Source organism: Halomonas sp. ALS9 (assembly GCF_001651035.1).
Taxonomy (GTDB): domain Bacteria; phylum Pseudomonadota; class Gammaproteobacteria; order Pseudomonadales; family Halomonadaceae; genus Vreelandella.
On the sequence record NZ_LXRG01000087.1, the window covers coordinates 1 to 13,314 of the forward strand.

12 protein-coding genes and 1 pseudogene are annotated in these 13,314 nt (G+C 55.7%); 7 read left to right on the plus strand and 6 right to left on the minus strand.

Features of this window, described 5'->3' with window-relative positions; translation table 11 throughout:
* From A6R74_RS06850 to A6R74_RS06875, 6 genes and pseudogenes are all read right to left on the minus strand, one after another.
* Window positions 1-246 (minus strand): annotated as a pseudogene (locus A6R74_RS06850) (electron transfer flavoprotein subunit alpha/FixB family protein); the annotation flags it as partial.
* A 29-nt stretch (window positions 247-275) separates the two neighbouring features.
* Entirely contained in the window at window positions 276-1,025 is a 750-nt protein-coding gene (locus tag A6R74_RS06855) for an electron transfer flavoprotein subunit beta/FixA family protein (protein ID WP_064233708.1), read from the minus strand.
* Between the two features lie 142 nt (window positions 1,026-1,167).
* Window positions 1,168-2,556 (minus strand): hypothetical protein, encoded by a 1,389-nt coding sequence (locus A6R74_RS06860; protein ID WP_064233711.1) that lies wholly within the window; start codon window positions 2,554-2,556, stop codon window positions 1,168-1,170.
* On the minus strand, window positions 2,553-3,023 hold the full coding sequence (locus A6R74_RS06865) for a PaaI family thioesterase (protein WP_064233713.1): 471 nt from the start codon (window positions 3,021-3,023) through the stop codon (window positions 2,553-2,555). Before A6R74_RS06865 ends, A6R74_RS06860 begins: the two co-directional genes overlap by 4 nt.
* Complete coding sequence (locus tag A6R74_RS06870; protein ID WP_064233715.1) at window positions 3,020-4,621, minus strand: class I adenylate-forming enzyme family protein; 1,602 nt, start codon at window positions 4,619-4,621, stop codon at window positions 3,020-3,022. The genes A6R74_RS06865 and A6R74_RS06870 overlap by 4 nt, the downstream gene beginning before the upstream one ends.
* Window positions 4,621-5,772, minus strand: a complete 1,152-nt coding sequence (locus tag A6R74_RS06875) for an acyl-CoA dehydrogenase family protein (protein ID WP_064233717.1) — start codon at window positions 5,770-5,772, stop codon at window positions 4,621-4,623. The genes A6R74_RS06870 and A6R74_RS06875 overlap by 1 nt, the downstream gene beginning before the upstream one ends.
* A 220-nt stretch (window positions 5,773-5,992) precedes the next feature.
* Here A6R74_RS06875 and A6R74_RS06880 point away from each other — a divergent pair, with 220 nt between their 5' ends.
* The 7 genes from A6R74_RS06880 (at window position 5,993) to A6R74_RS06910 (ending at window position 13,305) form a co-directional block, all read left to right on the plus strand.
* A complete protein-coding gene (locus A6R74_RS06880) occupies window positions 5,993-7,516 on the plus strand; it encodes a 3-hydroxyacyl-CoA dehydrogenase (protein ID WP_064233720.1) in 1,524 nt (507 codons plus the stop codon).
* A 30-nt stretch (window positions 7,517-7,546) separates the two neighbouring features.
* Window positions 7,547-8,755: a 3-oxoadipyl-CoA thiolase gene (locus A6R74_RS06885; protein ID WP_064233722.1), complete on the plus strand. Its 1,209-nt coding sequence runs from the start codon at window positions 7,547-7,549 to the stop codon at window positions 8,753-8,755.
* A gap of 103 nt (window positions 8,756-8,858) precedes the next feature.
* Window positions 8,859-9,680: an IclR family transcriptional regulator gene (locus tag A6R74_RS06890; protein WP_064233724.1), complete on the plus strand. Its 822-nt coding sequence runs from the start codon at window positions 8,859-8,861 to the stop codon at window positions 9,678-9,680.
* Between the two features lie 93 nt (window positions 9,681-9,773).
* Window positions 9,774-10,892, plus strand: coding sequence for an MlaE family ABC transporter permease (locus A6R74_RS06895; protein WP_064233727.1), 1,119 nt, complete (start codon window positions 9,774-9,776; stop codon window positions 10,890-10,892).
* Window positions 10,889-11,716 (plus strand): ABC transporter ATP-binding protein, encoded by an 828-nt coding sequence (locus A6R74_RS06900; protein ID WP_064233729.1) that lies wholly within the window; start codon window positions 10,889-10,891, stop codon window positions 11,714-11,716. Before A6R74_RS06895 ends, A6R74_RS06900 begins: the two co-directional genes overlap by 4 nt.
* Window positions 11,717-11,722: 6 nt before the next feature.
* Entirely contained in the window at window positions 11,723-12,664 is a 942-nt protein-coding gene (locus A6R74_RS06905; protein WP_064233731.1) for an MlaD family protein, read from the plus strand.
* On the plus strand, window positions 12,661-13,305 hold the full coding sequence (locus A6R74_RS06910; protein WP_064233733.1) for an ABC-type transport auxiliary lipoprotein family protein: 645 nt from the start codon (window positions 12,661-12,663) through the stop codon (window positions 13,303-13,305). The genes A6R74_RS06905 and A6R74_RS06910 overlap by 4 nt, the downstream gene beginning before the upstream one ends.
* Window positions 13,306-13,314: the final 9 nt, after the last annotated feature.

The window sequence follows — 13,314 nt, forward strand, 5'->3', positions numbered from 1 at the left end:
ACCCGCCAGTTCGACCAGCAGCGCGCCCATGGGCTCGGCCAGTTGATGGGCGTAAACGGCGTTATCGGCGACGCGCACTTTGCTCACGCCGTCGAGTTTGGCAGCCGCGTCGGCCGCGGCTTGAATGCCTTCACCGGCAACCAGAATGTCAATATCGCCACCGATGGCTTGGGCGGCCGCCACCACGTGGGCAGTGGCGCCAGCCAGCTGGCCTTCGTGCAGATCAGCAAGTACCAGAATGCTCATGGAATCAGCTCCTCTTTAAAGCACCTTGTTCAAAGTACTTTGGCTTCGTTTTTGAGTTTGTCGATCAGCTCGTCTACCGAGGCGACTTTAACGCCACCTTTGCGCTCCGCTGGCGATTCGACTTTTAGCAGACTCACCTTGGAGGCCACCTCGACGCCGTAGTCGGCAGGGGTTTTGACATCCAGGGGTTTTTTCTTGGCCTTCATAATATCGGGGAGCTTGGCGTAGCGCGGCTCATTCAAACGCAGGTCGGTGGTCACAATCGCGGGCAGCGTCAGGGCGATGGTTTGCAGACCGCCATCGATTTCACGGGTGACGTTGACCTTGTCGCCATCCACCGCCACTTCCGAGGCAAAGGTGCCCTGGGGCAGGCCGGTCAACGCGGCGAGCATTTGGCCGGTCTGGTTGTTATCGGTATCGATGGCCTGCTTGCCAAGAACGACCAGGCCGGGCTGCTCTTCTTCAACCACTTTAGCCAGCAGTTTAGCCACAGCCAGAGATTCGGCGCGCTCGTCGGTTTCGATATGAATGGCGCGATCCGCGCCCAGCGCCAGCGCAGTGCGCAGCTGCTCTTGGGCGGCCTTGGGGCCCACCGTTACCGCCACGACTTCCGTGGCAACGCCCTTCTCTTTCAGGCGCACCGCCTCTTCCACGGCAATTTCGCAGAAGGGGTTCATGGCCATTTTGACGTTAGTGAGATCAACATCAGAGTGATCCGCTTTAACGCGGATTTTGACGTTGTAGTCGATGACGCGTTTCACCGCGACAAGAATTTTCATAAGGCGTGCTCCAGGCGATTAATAAATACTTCATGCGATTAACAAACATACAGTTTCGCATAGCAGAATATTATTTCACTTTATAACAAGAACGATAAAAAAACGCCGAACAAAGGTCAAGCGCTTCTTTATTGCGGCTCCCCTAAAAAGGTGACCAGACAAACCACGCCGCTAACAGTGGAATCGAGGTTACCAGAAATCGGCCGTTCCAACGGTAGCCAATGCGCGTGGCGGGCACACCAGTAAACCGCGATAGGATTAGCATCGATGCCGTCATCGGTGATGACATTAGCGCCAGCGCCCAGCCTACCATCAGCGAAGCACCAATGAGCGGTGGCGTAAGTCCTTCAATGCCCAATTGCGGCAACAGCCCCACTAACAGCGTCACTGTTACAATCGGGTTAACGCCTACCTGGGCAAGCCCCACCACCATTAGCATAGCCAGCACGGCGTTAAAGGCGCCCCACTGGTTTAACACGGTTAATAGCGGTGCCAATTGCTGGGTATCCACTAACCCAACGCATAAGTGGCCCAAATAGCCCGCCGCCCCAAGCACCACAATTTCATTGGCGCTGGGGGAAAGTAACCAGGGTAACTGGCGATGTACCGCGCTAGCGGCGGCTGGCAGCCCGCCATAACCAAGTCTTCGCCGCTGCCAAGCAAGCCAAATCAACGCCGCTGAGGGCGCGCCTAGCAGCGCGGCGATGGGTAAACGCAGTTCTAACAGCCAGGCAAGACTAAACACCAGTGCCACAATGCCCATCAGTAGCACACTGAACTGACCCAACGGGCGTAACGAAGGAGTAGCTAGCTGAGCTTTACTCGCCGGGGGATGCGGGCCGGTTAAAAAATCCACCACCCAACCAGCTAGAAAAATCAGCGCAGCGGCACCCAAAATATACGGTGACAGCTCAAGCCAGGTGACTTGAGGAAGACTGGATAACACCACCGCCACCCCAATACCCATGGGCGAAATAAGCGGCGCCAGGGAAAATCCACGCAGCAGCGCCAGCATCATGCGCCGCTGGCGGGCTTCGCGAACCCATGCCCGCCCTTGGGCAGCACTCAGGGTGTTGCTCTTTTCAATCATGGCGGCGAACAGGTTAAGCACGCCGATATTGAGAATAATGCCGAATAGCGCAGAGCCTGAAGACAGAATAGGGTAACGGCGGCTGGGCGGTTGAAGCAGCATGCTCTGCCCACAGCGGCGAACCAAACGGGATCGATAGGCAGGTAAACGTAGCATACTCAGCGCCACTACAAAGGTGGCAAAAAAAGCAAAGCGACCACTGGCCTCAAACAGCAGTTGGGCAGGATTCGGCGAACGCCAAAGCGCGAGCAGCGTCAACAGGCCCGCCGCCAGCAGTAACCCTTTGGCCATACGGGTAAGCTGACCCGCAAGCGTTGCTAAATAGAGCAGCAGTGCGACAATGCCAACCGCCTGCCAAAACAGGTTGCCGACCACCAAATGGAACAGCGTTGCCAGGGTGACTAGCAACAGTAGCGAGACCCGTAGGCGTGCTGGGTTCACTCAGAAGAATCCTCGGGGTTGTTCTCCGCAAAGCCCTCAGGCGATTCGCTGCCACTGCGACGTCGAAATGAACCTTCCCCCATCGCCACAAGATTACCCTGCTCATCAACGATTTCGCCGCTGCTCATATACGTCTTTTGACCGCCACCGCGCACGCTGCCCGTTGCCCTTAGCACGCCCTGCCGGGCGGGCCCCACAAAGGTGGTGGTCAGAGACAGCGTCATCCCACGGCGAATATTGCCCGGCACATCACAGTGCAGGCCTGCCAAGCTTAGAGCGCTATCCAACATCGAGGCTAATACGCCGCCATGCACATTGCCACTGCGGTTAAGGTGCTTGGGCTCGATGGTGAGTTCAACCACGGCACGGTCTTGCTGCCATTCAACCACCTGCATTCCCAGCAATTCGTGATAGCCCATGAGGGCTTGTTGAGACGTATCTGGCGTATGTATTTGCGAAGAGTTCATGAGGCGCTCTCCTGCTGCGCCAAGTCACGCAACCGTCCCTTGAGAATTTTGCCACTGGCAGTGGAAGGCAGCGTATCCATCAGAACAATTTGCGTGGGCCGTTTGTAAGGCGCCAGGCGCTCGGCGATAAACGCTTTGAGCTCCGCCAGATCAACCTCAATGCCTGGCTCGCACTGCACAAAGGCCACGACTTCTTCGTTTCCGGCAATTTGACGTCCTACCACAGCGGTTAGCGTGACTGCCGGGTGCTCGTTGATCACCGCTTCCACGTCAGGTGGGTAGATATTGAAGCCCGAGCGGATTATCAGTTCTTTACTACGCCCAACGATATACAGTTGATCATCGTGATCGAGCTTGGCAATGTCACCGGTATTAAGCCAACCATCTTCGGTCAGGGTGATACGGGTAGCTTCCGGTTGGCGAAAGTAGCCTTTCATAATATTGGGACCGCGCACCCATAGCTCACCTACTTCATCACCGGGCTGGTCGGAAGTACCGCTATCACTCAGCGGCTCCAGACGATACTCCAACAGGGGGAGCACTCGGCCAACGGTACTATTGGCGTGGCGATCATCAATGCGCGTTTGGCTGATGGTGGGACTCGCCTCGGTTAATCCGTAGCCATTGTGTAGCGTAAGGCCGAAGGCTGCTTCCACCCGCACCTTGGTGTCGCTGTCTAACGGCGAACCACCCGCAGACATGTAAATCAGCTCAGGCGCTTCCAGGGTGCGCTGCTCGCGTTTTAAAAACTCTAACGCCCGGGCATACATCGCAGGCACGCCCTGGAGCACGGTAATACGCTCCTGCTTTAATGTATCCAGCATATGCCCGGCATCAAAACGCGGCACGGTATATAGGCAGGCACCGTTATACAGCGATCCCATACATACAGAAGAGAGGCCAAACACATGAGACATGGGCAGTACGCCATATACTCGCTGACCTTCGCTCAGGTGGCGCATGCCCCCGGAGATCGAGGCGATATAGAGAATGCCACGATGGGTCAGCATGACGCCTTTAGGCGTGCCTGTGGTGCCCGAGGTATAAATCATTGCGGCCACCTGCTCGGCACCGCTGGCGCAAACCGGCTCGGGCTCAGTTTCGTACAGCGGTGAAATCGCCAGCCCGCCCAGTTGGGGGTGCTGATAGCGGTCGGCGGCATGTCGCTCGGCGTGGTGGCACGCTTCCGGTGACGCATCGCAGGTATAGAACACCCGCCGGGGAAGGCAGTTGCCCTGGATCAGATCGACTTCCTGGGCTGAGAGACGTGAATTCACAATCGCCACCCAGACATCCATCTCGCTGGCGGCCAGCAGCAGCACAACCAGTGCCCGACAGTTTTCGCTTACCGTCATAATCCGGTCACCGGGGCGAATATCCAACGTACTTAACCAGTCACAGGCGGCGTGTATTTCTTCAGCCAGTTCCACATAGTTCCAACGCACACTGCCATCAACAATGGCGGGTTGGTCGCCAAGGCGCTTAGCGTTTTCAATCACGCGGGTGCTAAGCCGCTCGGGGAGCTCAGCCACGAGTTCGCTGGCGAGACGGCCAAAAATATTCTCGTCCGGCGCTTGGTAAGGTACCGACAAAGCCATTAGGACGCCTCCCGCACCATATTCCGGGCAATCACGATTTGCTGAATTTGGGTAGTGCCTTCGTAAATGCGGAATAGCCGTACATCACGGTAGAAGCGCTCCACCGCGTACTCAGACATATAGCCCGCGCCGCCGTGAACCTGCACTGCACGGTCAGCCACGCGCCCCACCATCTCAGCGCAGAACAGTTTGCAGCAGGAAGCCAGCGTCGAGACATTTTCACCGTCGTCTTTGCGTCTTGCGGCATCCATCACCATGGTTTTGCCTGCATAGGCCTCGGTTTTGCTATCGGCCAGCATGGCTTGAATCAACTGGTGCTCGGCAAGGGCAGCACCAAACTGCTTACGCTCCATGGTGTAGCGCAATGACTCTTCCACTAAGCGCTCAGCCACGCCGACGCAGACAGCGGAGATATGCAGCCGCCCGCGGTCTAAAACCTTCATAGCGGTTTTAAAGCCTTGGCCCTCTTTGCCGCCAATGATATTTTCGGCGGGCACCCGGCAGTTATCAAAAATTATATCGCAGGTGTGAGCGCCCTTTTGGCCCATTTTGTTATCCGCTGCACCGCGCACTAAACCGGGGGTGTCGCCTTCAACAATAAACGCAGAAATACCCCCCGCACCTTTATTATTCGGATCAGTGCGCGCCATTACGGTAAACAGGTCAGCTTCTGGGCCGTTGGTGATATAGCGTTTGGTGCCGTTCAAAATATAGTGGTCGCCGTCGCGCACCGCGGTCGTGCGCAGGCTGGCCGCGTCAGAGCCTGAATCCGGCTCGGTTAAGCAGAACGAGCTAAGAATCTCACCCGTGGCCAGCCGCGGAACATACTTGGCCTTCTGCTCGTCAGTGCCATCAATCAAAATACCCTGGGCACCAATACCGTTGTTGGTACCAAACACCGAGCGAAAGGCGGGCGACGTTTTACCAATTTCCATCGCCACTAACGCCTCTTCTTCCATGGTTAGCCCCAGACCGCCGTACTCTTCAGGAATCGATAACCCAAATAGCCCCATCTCTTTCATTTCCGCGAGAATTTCCGGGGGCACCGCATCTTCCTCTGCCAGACGCGCTTCATTTGGAATTAGGCGCTCGCGGACAAAGCGGGCAATCGTATCGACAAGCTGGTTGATCAGTTCGGGATCGCGGATCATGACGGCTCCTGGTGGCAACGTAGTTTTTATCGTTAGCGTTTTATCATTATGAGGTAGCGCTAGCCTGGACAATGTACTCGTTTTGCATAGCAAAACTATTGTCCACTATTCTTGTCAGGCACTTTTGCATAGCCTAGGATGGCAGTCAATAATTGAAACACTATTCTGCAATGCAGAATCAAAATCTATAAAGCACTCACTTGCAGAGAGGATTTGGCGTATGGCTAGCGAATCAACACCTTCCCCCTTCACTACGCTTGGCATTGTCGGCACGGGCGCCATGGGTCGTGGCATTGCTCAGTTGGCTGCCCAGGCAGGCCTAAAGGTCATGCTGTTCGATGTAAAGGAGGGTGCTGTAACAGAAGCCAAAACGTTTATTAACGGCCTGTGGCAACGCAGCTCTGAAAAGCAGCGAATTACTACGGAACAGGCGCAGCAGTATAGTGAGCGGTTGATTGAGGCGAGCGAGCTAGCCGCCCTCGCCCCTTGTGATATCGTAGTCGAAGCGATTATTGAGAAGCTTGAGGCTAAGCAGAGCCTGTTCAGCGATTTAGAAGCGATCGTCAGCCAGCAGACGGTGCTAGCGACCAATACTTCATCGCTTTCGGTGACCGCCATTGCCGCTAGCTGCCAACACCCTGAGCGAGTGATTGGTTTCCACTTTTTTAACCCCGTGCCGTTGATGAAGATCGCCGAGGTTATTCCTGGTTTACGAACCGCTGATGAGGTTACCCATCGGGTCAGTGCTCTGGGCAACGCCATGGGCCACTTTACCGCTCAGGCCACCGATACTCCGGGATTTCTGGTCAATCATGCCGGACGCGCCTTCGGCACCGAAGCGCTGCGAATTTTAGGCGAAAGCGTTGCTGATCCAGCCACCATTGATCGCATTATGGTTGATCAAGGTGGGTTCAAAATGGGGCCCTTCACCCTGTTGGATCTGACCGGGCTCGATGTCTCCCACGCCGTGATGGAGTCGGTTTATCATCAGTATTATGAAGAGGCGCGTTTTCGCCCATCCCCACTGACCCGGCAACGTTTGGCTGCAGGTTTGCTGGGTCGTAAAACCGGCGAAGGCTTTTACCGTTATGTGGAAGGCAAGCAACAAATGCCGGATGAGCCGGATATTGCTGCGGTGTCTCCTTGCCCGGTGTGGATCAGCCAAGACGACCCCGAGTCCGCCGCAGCGCTCGTTGAATTGGTCAACACGGCGGGCTGGCCATTAGAGAGCGGTACACATCCCACTGGGCAAGCGCTCTGCCTGCTAACGCCTTTTGGCGAAGACGCTACCAGCTGCGCACTGCGCCAGGGGTTAGACGCCAAACAGTGCGTGGCTGTAGATATGCTCGCTGGGCTAGATAAACGCCGCAGCCTGATGGCCACGCCGATAACTCAGCACACTTTTATTCAATCCGCGCAAAGTCTACTCAACCATGACGGCACCCCGGTGAGCACGCTTCAAGACAGCAACGGCTTCGTTCTCCAGCGGGTGATTGCCTGCATCGTCAACGTAGGGGCCGATATTGCCCAGCAAAGCGTCGCGGAACCCGCCACTATCGACCGCGCAGTTGAGCTAGGTTTGGGATACCCCTTCGGCCCGCTGTGCATGGGTGATCACTACGGCGCCACGCGCATTATGACGATACTGAGCAACCTGCTTGAGGCCACCGGTGACCCACGTTACCGCCCTAGCCCATGGCTACGCCGCCATGCCGCCCTGCAAATATCGCTAACGACTGCTTAACTACAACTTAACAACAACAGGAAAACAATCATGCCAGACGCCTATATTTACGACGGTTTACGCACCCCTTTTAGCCGCCACGGCGGCAGCTTGGCGGCTATCCGCCCTGATGAACTGTTGGGCCTAACGCTTAAAGCGCTGGTAGCCCGCAACCCCTTTGCGCCGGAAAGCTATGAAGAGGTATTAGCAGGCTGCACCAACCAGGCAGGCGAAGACTCCCGTAACGTGGCCCGCCACGGTGCGCTGTTAGCAGGCCTTCCTATTGAAGTCGCCGGGCAAACCATCAACCGTCTGTGTGGCAGCGGCTTAGCGGCGATGATGGACGCCGCACGGGCAGCTCGACTCGGCGAAGGCGAGCTATTTCTAGCCGGTGGCGTAGAGTCTATGTCCCGTGCGCCCTATGTACTTGGCAAGGCAGACACCCCCTACGCTCGTAACCAACCAATGTACGATACGGTGATCGGCTCACGCTTTCCCAACCCCTGGATTGCCAAAGAGTACGGCAGCCACAGCATGCCGGAAACCGCCGATAACATTGCCCACGACCTGAATATTGGCCGCGATGCCAGCGATGCATTTGCCGCCCGCTCCCAGGCGCGCTATGCGAAATCGCTTGCCGCCGGTTTCTACGACGGCGAGATGTTTGGCGTAGAGGTTCCTCAAGGGCGCAAGCAGCCACCGCTATTGGTAGATAAAGACGAGCATCCACGCCCACAAAGTACGGAAGATAAGCTGGCCAAGTTAGGCGCATTATTTGAGAACGGCGTGGTGACCGCAGGCAACGCCTCAGGCCTTAACGACGGCGCCGCCGCCCTAATTGTAGGCACTAAAGCTGCCGGTGAACGGGTTGGCCTAACGCCGCGTGCACGCATTGTCGCCAGCGCCGTTGCCGGCGTGGCCCCGCGCGTGATGGGCCTGGGCCCAGTACCCGCTTCGCAAAAGGCCCTTGCCCGTGCTGGGCTCACGCTTGAACAAATGGATGTGATCGAAATTAACGAGGCGTTTGCCGTTCAGGTACTCGGCTGTGTGCAGCAGTTGGGGCTTTCCGTCGACGATCCTCGCTTAAACGCCAACGGCGGTGCAATCGCTATTGGCCATCCACTAGGGGCTTCAGGGGCGCGATTGGCGTTGACCGCCCTACGCCAGCTTGAAGCCACCGGTGGACGCTACGCGCTGGTCACCATGTGCATCGGCGTCGGTCAGGGCATTGCCACGATTATTGAGCGTCTAGATGGATAAGATAGTTTTATAATCAACACCTTTTCGTTGATAGGTATGAAAGCTGCGCCTAAGTAGATATGCGATACTAGGCGCTATAAGCCACTTACTGTTGGGATACTAAATGCACCCCACCGACACTGATGCTGACGACCCGCAGTTGCCAGGGAAAGATCGTAACTTTGTGACCGCGCTAGCGCGCGGTTTAGAATTGCTGCGCGCCTTTGGCACGGGTGAAGAGTATTTAGGCAATGCCGAGCTCTCCAATCGTACCAATATCCCCCGCCCAACGGTCTCACGGTTGACCTACACCCTTACCCAGCTTGGCTATTTGCAGCACAACACGCATTTAGAGAAGTATCGCCTAGGCCCCGGCGTTTTGGCGTTGGGTTACCGCTTTCTCGCCAATATGGGCATTCGTGAAATTGCCCGCCCGCACCTGCAGAAATTCGCCGATGCCACCGACTGCAACGTTAGTTTAGGCGGCGCTGACCGCAGCGATATGGTCTATCTTGAAACTTGTCACGGCCATGGCCCACTCATTATTCGCCTGGACACCGGTTCACGACTACCAATCGTCACCTCCGCCATTGGTCGCGCCTGGCTATGCGGCTTGTCCGATGAACGACGTCAGCAGGTGCTTCAGGAATTGGCCAGCGAGTACGGTGACGACTGGCCTCAATATGAAGCGGGCATTCAACAGAGCCTTAAAGACTATGCGCAGTATGGTTTTTGCCTTTCAGAACAGGATTGGCAGCGCGATATTAGTGCGGTAGCCATGCCACTAATTTTGGAAGATGGCGCCGAGGTCATGGCCATTAACTGCGGTGGCTCCAGCCTACGTTTGGATCATGACCGCTTGGTCAACAATCTAGGCCCAAGGCTCAAAGACGTTGCTAACCAGATCAAGCAAGAGTTGGCACCCAGGAGCCATTCTGCTCAATAGCTTAGACCTAGGAGGTCTTTAACTAACGCCCGTTTGAATGCATCATAGGCTGCTTAACAAGCGCATCGATACCAAGAGCGCCAAGGAGCTAGGATGCCAAGCGAATGGATAGCGCGTCACGATCAAACAGTAGCGCTGCAAGGCGAGTGGACGCTTGCCCATTATCGCGATATTAAATCAGCGCTTGCCCAGAGTGATATTGGCCAGTTAACACATGAAACTGTTTCCTTAGACGCGATCACTCGGCTAGATACAGCGGGTGCCGTACTGATTATTGAACTGATTGGTGTTGAAAAAGCCACATCGGTCGCCGAATGGGCAGCCGAACTGCCGAAAGAGCAGCAAGCGTTACTGATCCGCATTGCTGAGGCCATGAACGCGCCGCTCGACGTAGCTCAACCCTCCCACTCACGGATTAATCAAGCACTTGCCAGCGTTGGTCTGCAAATGGTGGGGCTTTGGTCTCAACAGCGCCAACTGCTTGCGTTTATTGGCTTGGTCATTGCTACCCTCTTCCATCTGGCATTGCGGCCTCGCCGCTGGCGCTTAACGGCCACTGTCGCCCACATTCAGCAGAGCGGCCTTAATGCAGTACCTATCGTCGCCCTTCTTACCTTTATGGTGGGTGCCGTCGTCGCCTTCCTTGGGGCCACTGTGTTGCAAGACTTTGGCGCGACGATTTATACCATAGATCTTGTAGCGTTCTCATTCTTACGCGAGTTCGGCGTTCTGCTGGCCGCGATTCTATTAGCGGGGCGAACCGCCAGCGCCTTTACCGCTCAAATTGGCGCCATGAAATCCAACGAAGAGATCGATGCCCTCCAGGCTCAAGGGCTAGACCCTATCGAGCTTTTGGTGCTTCCACGGGTAATGGCGATGTTAATTAGCCTGCCCATGCTCGCCTTTGTGGGGATGCTCAGCGGCTTGGCCGGTGGCGCTATGGTCACTTCCCTGTCACTGGATATTTCACTTACCCAGTTTATGATCACGCTGCAAAAAGATGTGTCGGTGACGCATTTTTTAGTAGGACTTAGCAAAGCACCGGTGTTTGCCTTTGTGATCGCCGTTATTGGTTGTCTTGAAGGTTTTAAGGTCAGCGGCAGTGCGCAGTCGGTGGGCGAACACACCACTTCGAGCGTCGTTCAGTCGATTTTTATGGTGATTCTGATCGATGCGGTCGCCGCGCTGTTCTTTATGGAGATGGGCTGGTGAGCGATTCAGATAAACCAATCAAGCAAACCACCCAACCGGTCATTAAAGTGAGGGGACTGATTAACCGTTTCGGCTCCGTTGTCGTTCACGACAATTTGGATCTAACCCTTAACCGCGGGGAAATTCTCGGCGTTGTAGGTGGTTCAGGTACCGGTAAATCAGTGCTTTTGCGCAGTATCGTTGGTTTGAAGCGCCCCAATGGCGGCACGGTCGAGGTACTTGGCCATACGCTTAATGAGCTAAACGACAAACAGCGCAGTCAAATAGAGCGGCGTTTTGGTGTGCTGTTTCAGCGCGGAGCCCTGTTTAGTTCGCTGAACCTGCAAGAAAATATTGCCTTAACGCTGATTGAGCATGCCAAGCTACCCCGCGAAGATGCTGAACATCTGGCCAGAATAAAGCTCTCGCTGGTCGGTTTACCACCTCAGGCGGCGCTGCAGTTTCCTGAATCGCTATCTGGCGGCATGGTTAAACGCGCGGCGCTAGCCCGGGCTTTAGCCCTTGATCCCGACATTCTATTTCTTGATGAACCCACGGCGGGACTTGACCCGATCGGCGCAGCAGCCTTCGATCAGTTGCTGGTCACGCTTCGCGATGCGCTGGGTTTCAGCGTTTTTCTGGTCACCCACGACCTGGATACACTTTACGCCGCCTGCGACCGGGTAGCCGTACTCTCGCAGCAGCATGTGTTGGTGGTGGATACCATCGACAAGGTTGCGGAAACCAATGATGAATGGGTTCAAGATTACTTTCACGGGCCGCGTGGTCGAGCCGCGCAAAGTGCTAATACTGCCTCTTCAACGAATGCTTACAGACAGGAGTGAGGGTAGATGGAAACCCGCGCGCATCACGTGTTAATCGGTTTATTCACGCTGAGCACCGCCGCTGCGGCACTGCTGTTTGCGCTATGGATGAGCTATGCAGCAGGCGAACGTAGTTATCAGCCTTACCGTATTCTATTTGAGCGCAGCGTGAGCGGTTTATCTGTCGGCAGCCGTGTGCAATATAACGGTATTGAGGTGGGGGACGTCACCGAGCTCAACCTCAATCCCGACGATCCTCGGCAAGTGATTGCCAATATTCGCGTCTACGATGACGCGCCAATTAAAACAGACACCCGAGCAAAGCTCGCCTTTGCTAGCATCACCGGGAGCATGTCCGTTCAGCTCCACGGGGGTACCCCTGAAGCCCCACTACTCATTGACCAATCCGATACCGAAGCGCCGTTTATAAACGCAGACCCTTCGCCCATCGCCACGCTGTTTGATGAGGGCGAAGATATGATCGAAAACATCAATTCAATTCTGCAAAACGTTAACGAACTGTTTGATGAAAATAACCGTGAGCAGGCAGGCAGTATTTTAACCAATATTGCTCAGATCACTGAAATGATTGCTACCCAGCAGGATGCTCTAGACCAAAATATGGCGCTTTTCGGCGAGGCGACTCGCCAGGCGACGACTACGCTTAGCAGCATCGATGCACTTAGCCAGGAAGCAACACAGTTGCTGCGTCAGGATGGCCAAATAGTGATGCAGCGCGCTGCCGATGCGAGCAGCGATGTGGCACGTGCGGCACAGCGCATCGAGCAGTTAGTGGAGACTAACGCTGGGGCCATCGAAGGCAGCTTAAAGGGTGCGCAAGATATTGCCCCGGCGCTCGCGTCCCTGCGATCCACGCTCGCAACACTGGATCGTATCACCCGCCAGCTAGAGGAGAGCCCAACAGACTTTTTCCTCGGTCGTGATCAGGTAGAGGAGTTCAGCCCATGAAGTTACGCCCCGCTGCTTTCGTTTCTGTTGTCTGCGTTACTGCCGTACTGCTAATGAGTAGTGGCTGTTCAATATTGCCCGAAAGTGAGCCAGCGACGCTGTATCGTTTGCCCAGCGCCGATATACAGCCAGTTACCCCCTCATCCAATTCGCTGACGATCAGACAACGTCTCGCGGTGGCTGCCCCACAAGCGGGCCATTTACTCAGCAGCAACCGCATTGTGGTCTACCCCGAGGGCAATACCGTTAATGTGTATGAAGGCGCCCGCTGGCAGGAGAATGCCCCCGACTTACTCCAGACGCGCTTGATCTCAGGGTTACAGCAGAGTCGCCTCTTTGCCAGTGTGGGAAGCGACAGCCTGCCTTCTGAGCTTCTACTACTCAGCGAACTACGCCACTTCCAGAGCGATTATGTGACCCAGCCGCCCACGGTGAAAGTACAGCTCGATGTACAGCTCGTCAGCGCCCAAAACCGCACGTCTATTGCCACTCAAACCTTCACCACCAGCGCTCAAGCGAGCAGCGTCGCTATTGACAACGTGGTGGATGCGTTTGGCAGCGCCAGCGACGAGCTCACTGAACAGCTGACAGCGTGGTTGACGGATCAGGCGGATGCGATTAACAGCTCAGAGCAGAAATAGAGGGTGCTT